12 protein-coding genes are annotated in these 14,051 nt (G+C 41.8%); 7 read left to right on the forward strand and 5 right to left on the reverse strand.

The annotated features are described in order from the left end of the window. Positions 1–84 precede the first annotated feature (84 nt). Positions 85–1,104, reverse strand: a complete 1,020-nt coding sequence (gene hemH, locus AAEY87_RS00090; protein WP_068325926.1) for a ferrochelatase — start codon at positions 1,102–1,104, stop codon at positions 85–87. Between the two features lie 404 nt (positions 1,105–1,508). Here hemH and metX point away from each other — a divergent pair, with 404 nt between their 5' ends. The 3 genes from metX to AAEY87_RS00105 all read left to right on the forward strand — a co-directional run bounded on the left by metX (position 1,509) and on the right by AAEY87_RS00105 (position 4,421). Further along, on the forward strand, positions 1,509–2,816 hold the full coding sequence (metX, locus tag AAEY87_RS00095; protein ID WP_350655699.1) for a homoserine O-acetyltransferase MetX: 1,308 nt from the start codon (positions 1,509–1,511) through the stop codon (positions 2,814–2,816). After that, positions 2,813–3,430, forward strand: a complete 618-nt coding sequence (gene metW, locus AAEY87_RS00100) for a methionine biosynthesis protein MetW (RefSeq protein WP_068034441.1) — start codon at positions 2,813–2,815, stop codon at positions 3,428–3,430. The genes metX and metW overlap by 4 nt, the downstream gene beginning before the upstream one ends. A gap of 409 nt (positions 3,431–3,839) precedes the next feature. Next, positions 3,840–4,421: a tetratricopeptide repeat protein gene (locus tag AAEY87_RS00105; RefSeq protein WP_068034439.1), complete on the forward strand. Its 582-nt coding sequence runs from the start codon at positions 3,840–3,842 to the stop codon at positions 4,419–4,421. A gap of 101 nt (positions 4,422–4,522) precedes the next feature. On the opposite strand, the gene AAEY87_RS00110 is transcribed toward AAEY87_RS00105, so the two are convergent. Continuing rightward, positions 4,523–5,155, reverse strand: a complete 633-nt coding sequence (locus tag AAEY87_RS00110; RefSeq protein ID WP_350655430.1) for a peroxidase-related enzyme — start codon at positions 5,153–5,155, stop codon at positions 4,523–4,525. Positions 5,156–5,402: 247 nt separating this feature from the next. Here AAEY87_RS00110 and trhO point away from each other — a divergent pair, with 247 nt between their 5' ends. Then, positions 5,403–6,461, forward strand: a complete 1,059-nt coding sequence (gene trhO, locus AAEY87_RS00115) for an oxygen-dependent tRNA uridine(34) hydroxylase TrhO (protein WP_082785611.1) — start codon at positions 5,403–5,405, stop codon at positions 6,459–6,461. Between the two features lie 98 nt (positions 6,462–6,559). Here trhO and serA read toward each other — a convergent pair whose 3' ends face one another. Beyond that, the gene (serA, locus tag AAEY87_RS00120; protein WP_068325921.1) at positions 6,560–7,786 is read right to left on the reverse strand and encodes a phosphoglycerate dehydrogenase; all 1,227 of its coding nucleotides are present in this window, start codon (positions 7,784–7,786) and stop codon (positions 6,560–6,562) included. Between the two features lie 342 nt (positions 7,787–8,128). On the opposite strand from serA, the gene AAEY87_RS00125 reads away from it, so the two are divergent. Further along, positions 8,129–9,571: a D-2-hydroxyglutarate dehydrogenase gene (locus AAEY87_RS00125; RefSeq protein ID WP_350655431.1), complete on the forward strand. Its 1,443-nt coding sequence runs from the start codon at positions 8,129–8,131 to the stop codon at positions 9,569–9,571. A 126-nt stretch (positions 9,572–9,697) separates the two neighbouring features. Here the strand turns inward: AAEY87_RS00125 and AAEY87_RS00130 are convergent, their stop codons facing one another. Then, positions 9,698–10,327 carry a BLUF domain-containing protein gene (locus tag AAEY87_RS00130; RefSeq protein WP_068034431.1) on the reverse strand — a complete coding sequence of 210 codons (630 nt, stop codon included), beginning with the start codon at positions 10,325–10,327 and terminating at the stop codon, positions 9,698–9,700. A 534-nt stretch (positions 10,328–10,861) separates the two neighbouring features. On the opposite strand from AAEY87_RS00130, the gene AAEY87_RS00135 reads away from it, so the two are divergent. After that, the gene (locus AAEY87_RS00135) at positions 10,862–12,499 is read left to right on the forward strand and encodes a carbon-nitrogen hydrolase family protein (RefSeq protein WP_068034429.1); all 1,638 of its coding nucleotides are present in this window, start codon (positions 10,862–10,864) and stop codon (positions 12,497–12,499) included. Between the two features lie 192 nt (positions 12,500–12,691). After that, the gene (locus tag AAEY87_RS00140; RefSeq protein ID WP_068325915.1) at positions 12,692–13,243 is read left to right on the forward strand and encodes a protein disulfide oxidoreductase; all 552 of its coding nucleotides are present in this window, start codon (positions 12,692–12,694) and stop codon (positions 13,241–13,243) included. 97 nt (positions 13,244–13,340) lie between these two features. On the opposite strand, the gene AAEY87_RS00145 is transcribed toward AAEY87_RS00140, so the two are convergent. After that, entirely contained in the window at positions 13,341–13,934 is a 594-nt protein-coding gene (locus AAEY87_RS00145) for a glutathione S-transferase family protein (RefSeq protein ID WP_350655432.1), read from the reverse strand. Between the last annotated feature and the right edge of the window lie 117 nt (positions 13,935–14,051).

Below are 14,051 nucleotides of genomic sequence, written 5' to 3' on the forward strand. Positions count from 1 at the left end.
TGATAAGGAAGTAGAAAAAGAATTTAGACAAAAAAATACCGGACATAATGTTCGGTATTTTTTATGATTTAAAAATTTAATTCATTAAGCCCAGCCATCCAATGTTCCCGCCCAACCTTTGACCAATGGCGCACTTAGCGCTTCTAGCAAATCAATGTGCGCTTCATCAAGGTTCAGGGCTGGAATATAATGATACTCTTGCCCGCCTGCATGCAGGAAGTTCTCACGGTTCTCAATTGCGAGCTCTTCTAGCGTCTCCAAACAATCGGCGGAGAATGCAGGACTGATGACTTGTACCGAACGCACGCCAGACTTACCCCAATCCTCTAACACCACATCGGTATAAGGCTTGACCCACTCTTGCTTACCAAAGCGCGACTGGAAACTGATAATCCATTCATCATCCTGTAGTCCAAGTGCATGCGCGACTTGGGCGGCAGTACATTTACAGCGCTTCGGATACGGATCACCTTTATCAGCATAGGGCTGTGGAATACCGTGGAAGCTAAACATCAATTTTTCAGGTTTGCCATGCTCTGCTTGAAAACGGCGAATAGAATCTGCCAATGCTTGAATATAAAGCGGATGCGCAAAGTAGTCTTTGACAATCGTATAGTTTGGCAAATTGCGTTGCTTTAACGTCCACTTCGTTAGCGCATCATATACCGCACCGCCAGAAGAGGCAGAATACTGCGGGAATAGTGGCAAGATGACGAAATGATCAACGCCTTCACTACGTAAAGTGTCCATTACATCCGGCAGTCCAGGATTACCATAGCTCATCGCAGGATGCACAGAAACTCGAAACGGCGCAACACTATCGGCCAAGCGCGGCTCTAACAGTTCAACCTGACTCTTTAGAATTTTACGAATGGGCGAGTCGCCTTCCCAAATGCTAGCATAAGCCTTTGCTACCCGTTTAGGACGACTTGGCAATACAAACAAGTTTAGAATAATCGCCCATAAAAACTTAGGGATTTCAATCACTCGTGGGTCTGATAAAAACTGTTTGAGATAGCGACGGACGGCAGGCGCAGTCGGCTCATCAGGCGTACCAAGGTTGACTAAGAGAACGGCAATACGTGGGGGCAGTTTAGGTTTCATAGGGGCATAATTTATTTAGTTATTAAGTCACTAGAGAGTATAGGTTAGATAGAGACACAACGAGCGAGTAGAAAATTTTATAACAGCATTATTATAAGATTTAAAATAGCTGCTAATGTTCGCCTTTAGTGTAGCATTTTATCGTGCAAAAACGCATGGTAAAGGCTACCGTTATACAATTTGATACGCGCTTAAAATAAAGACTGCGCTCGAAGGTTGTACTCATACGCGCATCGCCATACAATAGGCGAGCCCATTTCAAAAAAACAGTATAGGCAAATTATTCTGTCGGCATATTGCTTTTATTTCATTGATGATTGTTGTCTTGTGAGGTAGCTTTGAACGCACGCCCTGATAATACCAGTGACCAGTCCCCCACAGATGAGCCCAATGCAGTTGGCTCAGTGGGAATCGTCACGCCCCAAAACTTCCATTTCGCTGAGCCATTGACCTTGGAGTGCAACCGTACGCTGCCCTCGTTTGACTTAATGATAGAGACCTATGGCACGCTTAATAGTGATAAATCAAATGCCATTCTGATCTGCCATGCCCTATCAGGCAGTCATCATGCGGCAGGATTCCATAGTGCTGATGACAAAAAATCTGGCTGGTGGGACAATATGATTGGCCCTAATAAAGCTATCGATACCAATCAATTTTATGTGGTATGCGTCAATAATATTGGTAGTTGCTTTGGTTCTACCGGTCCAACGACGATTAATCCTGACACCGTAAAAAAAGCTGATGATAGTGAATCACAAGTTTATGGCCCTGACTTTCCTCTTGTCACAATTAAAGACTGGGTAAAGACTCAAGCCATGCTTTCAGATCGCTTAGGCATTAACGTCTGGCATGCCATTGTTGGCGGATCAATGGGCGGTATGCAAGCGTTGCAATGGTCAGTTGATTATCCAAATCGACTTAAACGCTGCGTAGTTATCGCCAGTACCCCGAAGCTTTCCGCCCAGAATATTGCCTTTAATGAAGTCGCTCGTCAGTCGATACTATCCGATCCTGATTTTAAAGACGGCCGCTATTTACAAGCAGGCACATATCCTCGTCGCGGTCTTATCCTCGCGCGCATGGTTGGTCATATTACTTATTTGACTGAAGATGCAATGAAAGCCAAGTTTGGTCGTGATCTAAAATCAGGCAAATTTATGTACGGCTATGACGTTGAGTTCCAAGTTGAAAGCTATCTGCGTTATCAAGGTGAACGTTTTAGCGAAAACTTCGATGCCAATACTTATCTATTAATGACCAAAGCCTTAGATTACTTTGACCCGACGCGCGATTATCCATCAACACAAGCAGCTGATAACACAGATCCGTCTATACAACTTGAAGACTCAATCGCCGCGTCAGTCAATACTAGTGAAAGTGAGCTTGAAGATAGTTTAGTAACTCACGATGGTAGCGAGCATGGAAACCATCAAGAACTTACCGCGATTAAGGCAGCATTCGCCCATACGCAGTGCCAGTATCTAGTGGTGTCTTTTACTACTGATTGGCGCTTTGCACCAGAGCGCTCGCAAGAGATAGTCGATGCCTTAATGGCTACGGGTAAGCCGGTCAGCTATATCAATGTTGACGCACCACATGGTCATGATTCATTTTTATTCGATATTCCACGCTATATGGGCGCTGTTAGAGGATTTTTAACCGCGCCGTTTATTGCTAAGAGCCTGACAGCCAAAGGAGAACGCTCATGAGAATGGATCATCAGCTGGCCGAACGCTGGATTGCCCCGCAGTCACACGTGCTAGATTTAGGCTGTGGCAATGGTGAGCTGCTCGCACATTTGCAACAAAAACGTGGCGTAACTGGCTACGGGCTTGAGATTGACGAAGATAAGATTAATGATGCTATTGGTAAGGGCTTGTCCATTATCGAGCAAGACCTTAACGATGGTCTAGGTCGCTTTGCTGATAATAGCTTCGATACCGTAGTCATGGCACGAGCGCTACAAGCCGTCAAAGCGCCAGACGTGCTCCTGCTCGACATGCTTCGGGTCGCTCGTGAAGCCGTTATTACCTTTCCTAACTTTGCCCATTGGCAAAACCGCCTTCATTTGGGGTTAAAAGGTCTGATGCCAGTTTCAGAAGCATTGCCTTACGAGTGGTACAACACTCCCAACATTCATCTGTGTACGTTCAAAGATTTTGAGCAACTGTGTGCAAAGCATGATATTCATATTATCAGTCGTTTTGCAGTCAGTGACTCTGATAAAGGTCATTCGCCATTGATGACAGCATTAATCAGACAAGCACCTAACCTATTGGCAGATGTTGCTATCTATCGTGTGACCAAACATAAATCCAGTTAAAATCATAAACTTAACCTTTTATAACTGAGCTAACTACTAGCTGACTAAGCGTTATTTTTCTGTATACTCTTTCATACGGCTTAATAACCGTATGATTTTGTTACATACTATAAAGCCCAAAATGACGTTAAAACGAGTAATTAGTATTTGAGTTTCGTAACTTTGGGTGGTAAGCTAGCAAAATAGTGTCGATGACACCCCCATTACAATTACTTATCTGTTGATTTAGCGTAAACACAGCGACTTATATTTATAGGTCTGCTACTGATTTATAGTTAATATAACTCTGCTAATAACTAGGTAAGTTCATACTGCAAAGTGTAATGTCTATGATAGCGCCGCCTAATCTTTTGAGTTTTGGCGGCAAACTTTATCCATTGCTTATCAACTGCCTAATTTTGGAGCTGCTATGAAATTATTAAAAGCCGCCTTGTTTACTGCTTTATTCTCTTGTGCTGGTATGGCGAACGCTGATTTAATCTCAAACGTGCCACTTGATACGTCACGTTTTGAGCTTATGCCTGTTAGTGAGCTGTCAGCTCGTGCCTCACAGGGTAACGATCATGCACAGTTTTATCTCGCTAAGCGTCTACAAAAAGGCGAAGGTATCGCTCAGAACACTAAGCAAGCAGTACAGTGGTACACGCGCGCTGCAGAACAAGGTGTTGCCCCTGCCCAGCTTAATCTCGCTATCATGTATCTACGCGGTGAAGGTGTAAAGCCAAACTTGCAGCAAGCACGTGGTTGGTTAGAAAAAGCAGCAATGCGTGGTGATAACCGTGCTAGCTATACGCTTGCTTTGTTAGATGAGAAGCAAAAAAATCTAGTTGATGCCTATAAATGGTATGACCTTGCTGCCCGTGACGGCATGTTAGATGAAAAAGTCCGTAACAAAGCTCGTGGTAAAATCGGTCAGTTGGCATTGAACTTATCAAGCTCAGACATCGCTAGCGCTCGTAGCCAAGCAGATCGTTGGTTCCAAAGTAAGTAAGCTTTAGATAAATAAGCTAATAATAAAAAATCCAGCCTTTGAGCTGGATTTTTTGTGTTTGTATAAGGATGAATGATTAAATTAACTGTCTTAGATAACTCTTATTCCCTCGGTGCGCGAGCCATGGTGTAGAACTCTGCATTGGACTGCATATTCATTACAATCGCCATTCTATTAGACAAGCCAAAGAATGCAGTAATACCACTAATGTCTAAAATATCCTCGTCATCATAGCCATATTCCATGAGTGCTACATAATCTGATTCTTGAACAAGCTCTGGTGTGCGACAGAGTTTTATCGAAAATGCTAGCATTTCTTTTTGTCGAGGGCTGATAGGCGCATGTAAATAATTGACTGCTATCTGGTCTGCCAGCAGCGGTTCTTTAGAGAACACACGCAGTAGCGCACCATGGGCGATGACACAATATTGGCATCCATTGGCAGCACTAGTAGCGACAATGATCATCTCCTTTTCGGCTGGGCTTAGCGTACTACTCTCCCGCTCCATAACTGCATCATAATAAGCAAAAAAAGCTCTGAACTCTGCTGGGCGGTATGCTAGCGCTAAAAATACATTGGGAATAAATTTGGCTTTTTCTTGCACCGCTAGAATACGTGCAAGAATATCATCAGGTAGGCTATCTAATGACGGTACAGGGTATCGGCTGATAGCTATGCTGTCGGAAGCGTTAGTAGATGGATTGATAGGTGTGTTGATAGATGGTTCGCTCATGTGTCATCTCCATTGACATTATTTGATTGCTGTAGGTAATTAGTCTACCTTTATAGATGAGTAATAAGTAGTCAAAAAGCCCCTAAATTTATACTGCTTACCTTTATAAAATATTCAAAACCCACTCTAAATTTGCTACACTACGCCCGCATTGTCCAATTCCACAATTGTGCCAGTGTTATAACACACCAAAACTTAAATTTAACTTATTGCACTAGGTTTGCGACCTAGCCAGCAGGAGATATGTATGAGCACTACCCCAAATAACGTAAGTAATGAGAGCAAAAAAGCGACTGAATACGATAGCGTGACCAACAATATCGTCGTCGCAGCTCTCTATAAATTTACGCGCTTTGCAGATTTTGAGCAGTACCGTGAGTCTATCTTAAACAGTATGCTCGACAACGATGTAAAAGGTACTTTACTGCTAGCAAGCGAGGGCATTAACGGTACGATTTCTGGTACTCGAGAGAGCATCAATAATGTCCTTGATTATCTGCGTAGCATTGAGGCGATTGGTAGTTTTACTTTTAAAGAATCTTATACTGACGCCCAGCCCTTTTATCGTACTAAAGTAAAATTAAAAAAAGAAATCGTGACGATGGGTGTTGAAGATATTGATCCATTGCAATCGGTTGGGCGCTATGTAAAACCAAGTGAATGGAATGCGCTCATCTCAGATCCTGAAGTATTACTAATCGATACTCGTAACGATTATGAAGTACAAATCGGTACTTTTCAGAATGCTGTAAATCCAAACACGGAAACCTTTCGCGAGTTTCCAGAGTATGTGGCAAAAGAGCTAGACCCAAGTAAACATAAGAAAGTGGCGATGTTCTGTACTGGCGGTATTCGCTGCGAAAAATCAACGGCCTTTATGCGTCAGCAAGGGTTTGAAGAAGTTTATCACTTGGAAGGTGGCATTCTAAAATATCTAGAAGAAGTACCTGCCAGCGATTCTATGTGGGAGGGCGATTGCTTCGTATTTGATAATCGTGTTTCGGTCAACCATAACTTAGAAAAAGGTGATTACGAACAATGCTTTGCTTGCCGTATGCCAATTACTGCTGATGACATGCAAAGTGTCGCCTATATCAAAGGCGAGTCTTGCCCGCACTGTATCAATAAAGCCACTGAGGAGCAAAAAGCGCGCTTCCGTGAGCGTGAGCATCAAATGCAATTAGCGAAAAAACGCGGTGAAGCCCATATTGGTAGCGACGTCAATGAAGTTATGGAAACACGTAAAGCAGCCAAAACTGAGGCACGCCGTCAAGCGGACGCTGCTAACAAAGCTAAATTAGGCTAGATTTACTACTAGTAAAATTGATAATAAAAAAAAGAGATGCTCAAGTGGCATCTCTTTTTTATTATGCTAATTGTAAAGTTAAACGATAAGCATCAACTCTAAAATAAAATCCGCACGCGAATCGTTTCTTCTACGTCTTTTAGCTGATCAAGAGCCGCACTAGAATCATTATAATCAACATCCATCATCAAGTAACCAACGTCGCCTTCAGTCATTAGACTTTGCGCTAAGATGTTAATGTGCGCTTCTGCAAATAGACGGTTAATTTGCGACAGTACACCTGGCACGTTTCTGTGAATATGCAGCAAACGATGCGTGCCTTCTTTAAAGGGAATAGAAACCTCTGGGAAGTTCACAGCCGTGATAGTATCGCCTTGATCAGAATATCTAACGAACTTCTCAGCTACTTCTAAACCGATATTGGCCTGTGCTTCTTGCGTTGAACCACCGATATGCGGAGTTAAAATGACATTATCGAATTTACGCAATGGAGATTCAAACTCTTCATCGGCAGACTTTGGCTCTTTCGGGAATACGTCAATGGCAGCGCCCAAAACTCTACCCGACTCAAGTGCCGCAGCAAGATCATCAATCTCAACGCAAGTTCCGCGTGCCGCATTGATAAAGTAACTGCCTTCTTTCATCTGTGCGAACTGCGCCGCTTTCATCATATAGCGTGTGCTTGGCTCATCTGGCACATGCAAAGTCACGATATCAGCGGTAGATAGTAGCTCTTCTAAGCTATCTACTTGATGGGCGTTGCCTAACGGTAATTTAGTAACCACATCATGATAGATAACTTTCATACCGAAGCTTTCAGCCAGTACAGATAGCTGTGAGCCGATAGAGCCATAACCGACAATACCGATTGTTTTGCCACGTACTTCATGTGAATTGGTAGCAGACTTGCCCCAGCCGCCGCGATGGACAGTGGCATTCTTTTCAGGGATACCACGATATAGCATAATCGCTTCTGCTAATACCAATTCTGCAACCGAACGAGTGTTAGAGTATGGCGCGTTAAAGACTGGAATACCGAGCTCGCGAGCCGCTTCAAGGTCGACTTGGTTGGTGCCGATACAAAAGCAACCAATACCGATAAGCTTGTCTGCGTGCTCAAGAACTTCACGAGTCAGCTGCGTGCGCGAACGGATACCAATGAAATGCGCGTCTTTAATTTTTTCAATCAGCTCATCTTGATCGAGGGCGTGACTAAGATACTCAATGTTTTTATAACCAGCATTGTCTAAAATCTTTAAGGCGTTCTCGTGCAAGCCTTCAAGTAATAAAAACCGGATTTTGTCTTTTTGTAATGATAATGCCATGTGAGGACTGTCCTATGGTTGTCTTATTAAAAATAATCTATGCTAGATGAAACGAAAACAGTCCGGTTATCTTACACAAAATTTAACGGTGATGTTAGCAGATTAGATGAATTATTGCTTATCAAGCCTGAAAACTTTTTATGCTATAGTGAGCTTTGTTATCTAAACATTGTTTAAACTGCTTTATTCACTATTTACAGCCTTTAAGCGTTCATAATATTACCTACCTTGTCCTAACTTATTTATCTAAAGCTGCTTTTAATTAGCCCTAACTTTAGTTGAAATTTTTCGGTTAAGAGAAGCCGTTAGGTGTAGCGCTAATGTTTATACAGAGACTCAACCATGACGCCATTTGCAACTCAGACTACAACTGTTACCGATAATGATAAGCTCGATACCATTCTGAATAGCTTGGTAAATGAGCACAATTTCGATAATACACAAATTAAAACCGATAGCGAAAGCTTAGAGCATTGGGGTAAAGACTGGACCAAGCATTTTGCGCCCGCGCCCACGGCTATTGTCTTTCCAAAAACGACGGAACAAGTACAAGCTGTCGTACTACTCGCTAATGAGCACAACGTGGTACTAACACCTAGTGGCGGTCGTACGGGTTTATCTGCTGGCGCGGTCGCTGCCAATGGCGAGATTGTCGTCAGTATGGATAAGATGAATCATATCGGACAATTCTACCCTGCTGATCGTCTAGTAGAAATCGAAGCAGGCGTGGTCACTCAGCAGCTACAGCAATTCGCGGAGTCCAAAGACTTGTACTACCCTGTTGACTTTGCTTCGGCAGGCTCAAGTCAGATGGGCGGTAACATCGGCACCAATGCTGGCGGTATCAAAGTGATTCGTTACGGTATGACCCGTCAATGGATTATGGGTTTAACCGTGGTCACGGGCAAAGGCGATATCTTGCAATTGAATCGTGGTATGGTCAAAAACGCCACTGGTTACGACTTGCGCCAGCTGTTTATTGGTAGTGAAGGCACGCTAGGCTTAGTCACTCATGCACAAATCAAGCTTGAGCGTCTGCCGCAAGACTTGAATGTCATGGTACTTGGCATGGACACATTTAATGATGTGATGAATGTACTGTCTGCCTTTCAAGCACAGATTGATTTGACTGCTTTTGAATTCTTCGACGATGTGGCAGTTGACAAATTAATGGCGCATGGTCAGGTTCAAGAGCCGTTTGAGTCGCGTACCAAGTTTTATACGCTGCTTGAGTTTGAAGCGCCTTATGAGCCAATTATGGATAAGGCCATGGCGATATTTGAGCATTGCATGGAACAAGGCTGGGTCGTTGATGGCGTCATGAGCCAAAGCATCGCGCAAGCTGAGGAGCTATGGAAACTACGCGAGTATATCTCCGAGACCATCTCAGTATTTACGCCATATAAGAATGACGTATCGGTATTAATCAGCCATGTGCCTGATTTTATCGCTGAGATTGACCATATTGTCAGCAGCAATTATCCTGATTTCGAAGTTTGCTGGTTCGGTCATATCGGCGATGGCAATTTGCATTTAAATATTCTCAAGCCTGAAAATATGAGCAAGGATGACTTCTTTAGCGAGTGTCAAATCGTCAATAAATACGTGTTTGAGACAGTGCAAAAATACGCTGGCTCAGTATCCGCTGAACATGGTGTCGGCATGACTAAAAAGCCCTATCTACACTATAGTCGCAGCGAGACTGAAATTGATTACTTAAGGCAAATCAAAAAAGTATTTGATCCAAACAATATTATGAATCGTGGAAAGATTTTTGATATGTGAATGGATAATTTTTAATTGGTATCATAAATTAATGACGCTAGGTAAGACTACTTAGCGTCATTTTCATTCAGCTGCAACCGCATGACTTATATGTAAGTTATATGTTTGTAAGCTATGTGATAGAACTTATAAATATAATAGAATCAGAGCGACGATAACTAATAAGCTTAAGACACTCTGCACAATTAAAAATGCCTGATGAGGCGCTGCGATGTGCTGAACCATATTACCCAAGGCATTATAGGTAATGCCAGCAGCTTTAATATGAGGCGGAGTCTCAAAGTTTTTAATGATTTGTAAAAACTGTTCGGTGCGCTTAGGAGACCAGCCGTGCGGACTAAAAGGCAGAAATGGTGCCAACTGTGCCGCTTGTTGTTTTGTCGCTGGTGACCATAACCAACGCTCCAAAAACAATAAACGCATACGCCAATCACTAAAGCTACGCTGATCGATAGCTTGTATCAGCAGTACCTTAACATTCTTATGACGAGTATCAGCAAAGATACGCTTTTGTAAGGTGAGTACTTCTTTTTTGCTACCTTCAATGCATTGTAAAAACTGTCCATTGCCATAGCATAAAATGCCAGTGATACCATGGTCTTCGTTGTGGTCGCGCGCGTGTTTTTCTACTTCATCGAATATCGACGTATTTATACGACTTTTAAAAGTGATACTACTAACGTAAACCAGCTGAATGAGTGCCGACTCTTCTGTATTCTCTAATAAGTTGACCGTATCAACAGGTTGCAAGGGCATGAAAAGTCCTAAAAATAGCGCTTTTGCGCGGATTACAAATAAAGCTGAACAAACGAAAGAAGTGATACTAAAATAAGTAACACGAAACAATTCACAAAAACGTAGTAAATATTTACTATGCTGGACTGTCATTACTTACTTTGCTTGATAGAATAACTATCCTAGTAAGCTATGCTATCGTCATAAAAAGTGCTGAAAATTAGCTATTAGTCTAAATATCTACTTATAATCAGATATTTATTCATGAACGAACGCCTATTTAAAAATAAACAGTTACTTAATTATGAGACAAACTCTAAGTTAATAGTTGTAAAACGTTAACTTACCTCTATCTATATGCTTACTAAATAACCAATATAGCAGTGATAACTCATTGTAAATGCAACGATAAATTATTGTAACGATTATGCGGAATGATTGGTATATTTTTATGACTTTTGTTACACAAAAATTCAGTGTTATAAATCCTATAAATACTTAATCCACTTCAAACCCAACGATTTAACATTCGTAAATACCCAAAACAGGAATACTATGAGCAAAATTGAAAAATTAGACGATTTTCATCTAACGATTGCCGAAATTAAGAAAAAAGATTACCCACAGTTAAAATCATTGATGGATCGTGTCTATGCTAACTTAGGCGGTTCATGGTCAAAGACTACTATTCACACTTTGATTGATGCTTTTCCAGAAGGGCAAATCGCTTTATTTGACCACGATCAGTTAATCGGTATCGTGCTGTCTATGCGTGTTGATTATACCAAGTTCTCGAACCCGCATACTTATGATGATTTAATTGGACAAAAAGAAATCATTAAAGACAACCCTGAAGGCGATGCTATCTATGGTCTAGATGCGCTGATTGACCCTGAATATCGTGGCTATCGTTTGGGTCGTAGATTATATGATGCTCGTAAAGAGCTATGCCGCCAGCTCAACTTGCGAGCTATCCTAGCTGGTGGACGTATTCCGAAATATCATGACCATCAGGATTTATCCCCTGGTGACTATATCGAGGCTGTTGAATCGCGTGAGATTCACGATCCTGCTCTATCATTCCAGTTGTCTAATGGCTTTATTGTCAAGCGTATTTTAACTGCTTATTTACCAGATGATAAACAATCTAAAGGCTTTGCAACCCTGCTTGAGTGGGCAAATATCTATTACGAACCCAGAGATTACAAGCCAAACACTCGTAAATCTGAAGTACGCATCGGTGGTATTCAATGGCAGATGCGCGAAGTTGAGTCGCCAGAAGAACTCCTACAACAAGTTGAATTCTTTGTCGATATTATGGCAGATTACAATTCTGACTTTGCTTGCTTGCCAGAGTTTTTTAATGCGCCATTAATGGGTCTGTGCGAATCAACGGATCAAAACGTTGCTATTCGATTTTTGGCTGGTTATACCGAATGGTTCAAAAATGAGATCTCACATTTGGCAGTAAGCTATAACGTCAACGTCATCAGCGGTTCTATGCCGCTAATCGATGAAAACGATGTCTTATATAATGTCAGCTATTTATGCCGCCGTGACGGTACCGTAGAAGAGCAGCGCAAAATCCATATTACCCCGCACGAGCGTAGTGCTTGGGTTATCGAAGGCGGTGATGAGGTAAAAGTGTTTGATACTGACGCTGGTCGTGTTGGTATTTTGGTTTGTTACGATGTCGAATTTCCTGAGCTTGCACGCTTAATGGCGCTTGATGATATGGATATTTTATTCGTACCGTTCTGGACAGATACGCAAAATGGTTATTTGCGTGTGCGTCATTGCGCGCAAGCACGTGCTATCGAAAATGAATGCTATGTGATGATTTGCGGATCAGTTGGTAACTTGCCGCAAGTTGAAAGCCTTGATATTCAATACGCGCAGTCGACTATTTTCTCACCTTCAGATTTTGCCTTTCCGCATGATGCCATTATGGCAGAAACCACACCTAATACAGAGATGGTATTTTTCTCTGATGTGAATTTAGATAAGCTCATTCATGTGCGTAACGAAGGTTCAGTACATAATTTGCTTGATCGCCGTGACGACTTGTTTAGTCTTAAGTGGAAGCGAAAAGCCAAAGTTTCTGCGAGTAAAATCAGCGATGAAGAGCGTCGCGAAAACTCTGGTAGTGTGTTACTAGGTGATCCGTTGCAAGGACGTGCTGAGAAGTCTTAAAAGCTTTAAAATACAGCTGCAAACTTTGAAAACTTACTACTCTAAGAACTTACTACTTTAACAACCTTTATTTTAATAAAACGGCTGACCATTCAGCCGTTTATTTTTATCCAAAAAACCTTTATTTCAGAAAACCCCTACTCCGAGTAATTCATTTAAGTAAATAGACTGAAGACAAGAAAAGCAGACGCTATGATTACTGATGTTGAAAAGAAAAAGATAAAGCCTAAGAAAACCCCAAAACAGAAGCTGTTATCAGTGCTTAAGACCGTACTGTTATATGGCCTAGTCTTTGTGGTGGTATATACTGCAATTAACTGGTGGCGACAACCTGTCATGCCAGCCAATCCGCAGCTGCAACTTACTGACTATCAAGGACAGGCAGTTGATTTGGCTGCTATGAGTGCGGATAAGCCAACGCTGGTATATTTCTGGGGTACATGGTGTCCGATTTGTAGCGTGACCTCGCCAACTATAGACAAGCTCGCAGCGGCGAATAACTATCCAGTAGTTACTATCGCTATTAAGTCAGGCTCTGATCAAGAACTTCACAGCTATCTTAATGAGCATGATTATAGTTTTACGACAATTAATGACCAAGAAGGCAATATTTTCGCCGATTGGCAGGGACAGGTCACACCTTCATATGTCATCTTAAAAGATGGTGAGATGACACAAGGATTGACAGGTATTCAGCCGCTTTGGTCGCTTAGATTAAGGTTGTGGCTTAGCTCAAATTTCTAATTTACTACAATTAATATAGATGGCTTACTTAGAGAGTTGCTTAATTTAAAATTCCATCTAATTGCATTAATAAGCCTACCGTAGGAGTAATTTTTCATCATATTTCAGGCATGGAGACAAAATTTGGTAGCGCCTTGATCCGCTCTATCCAGCTCTGTATCGCTGGATAAGACTCTAGTGATACGCCGCCTTCGTGGCTAAGTGCGACATAAGGGAAGCAAGCTAAATCCGCTATCGTCGGCCGATCAAGCTCTAACCAGTCACGATCTGCTAGATGCTTATTTAAGATATCAAGGATGCGGGTTGACTTGCTCCTAGCCAAATCAATGTCTAATGGATAGCCAAACTTATCATGCAATCGGGCATCATTAGGGCCTCTGGCAATCTCACTTTCAGCGACCATCAACCACTGCACAACCTTAGCCTCATCAGCAGGCGTCGTTGGATACCAGTCCGTTCTATCAAACTTTCTAGCAAGATAAACAAGAATGGCTTGTGAATCTCTAAGAATTAAATCGCCATCAATGAATACCGGAATTTCACCAAAGACATTACGTTTAATAGATTCTTCATTCTTATGTTCACCTTCTAAAAAATCCACCGAGCGCAATGTATAAGGTTGTTGAATCAATGCTAAAAACAGCCGAACCTTATAGCAATTCCCTGATAACTCTAAATCATAAAGTTCCATGTCTGTTATTCCTATATTGTCTATAGTGGTTGTTGTCTATTATCTACAGTATAATAATGAGTATTTGCCGTCAATTTAAATCATTGAAAACATTATTAAAAACATTGTGCTTTTATA

The organism is Psychrobacter sp. S1-30-MNA-CIBAN-0213 (genome assembly GCF_040309845.1).
GTDB lineage: Bacteria > Pseudomonadota > Gammaproteobacteria > Pseudomonadales > Moraxellaceae > Psychrobacter.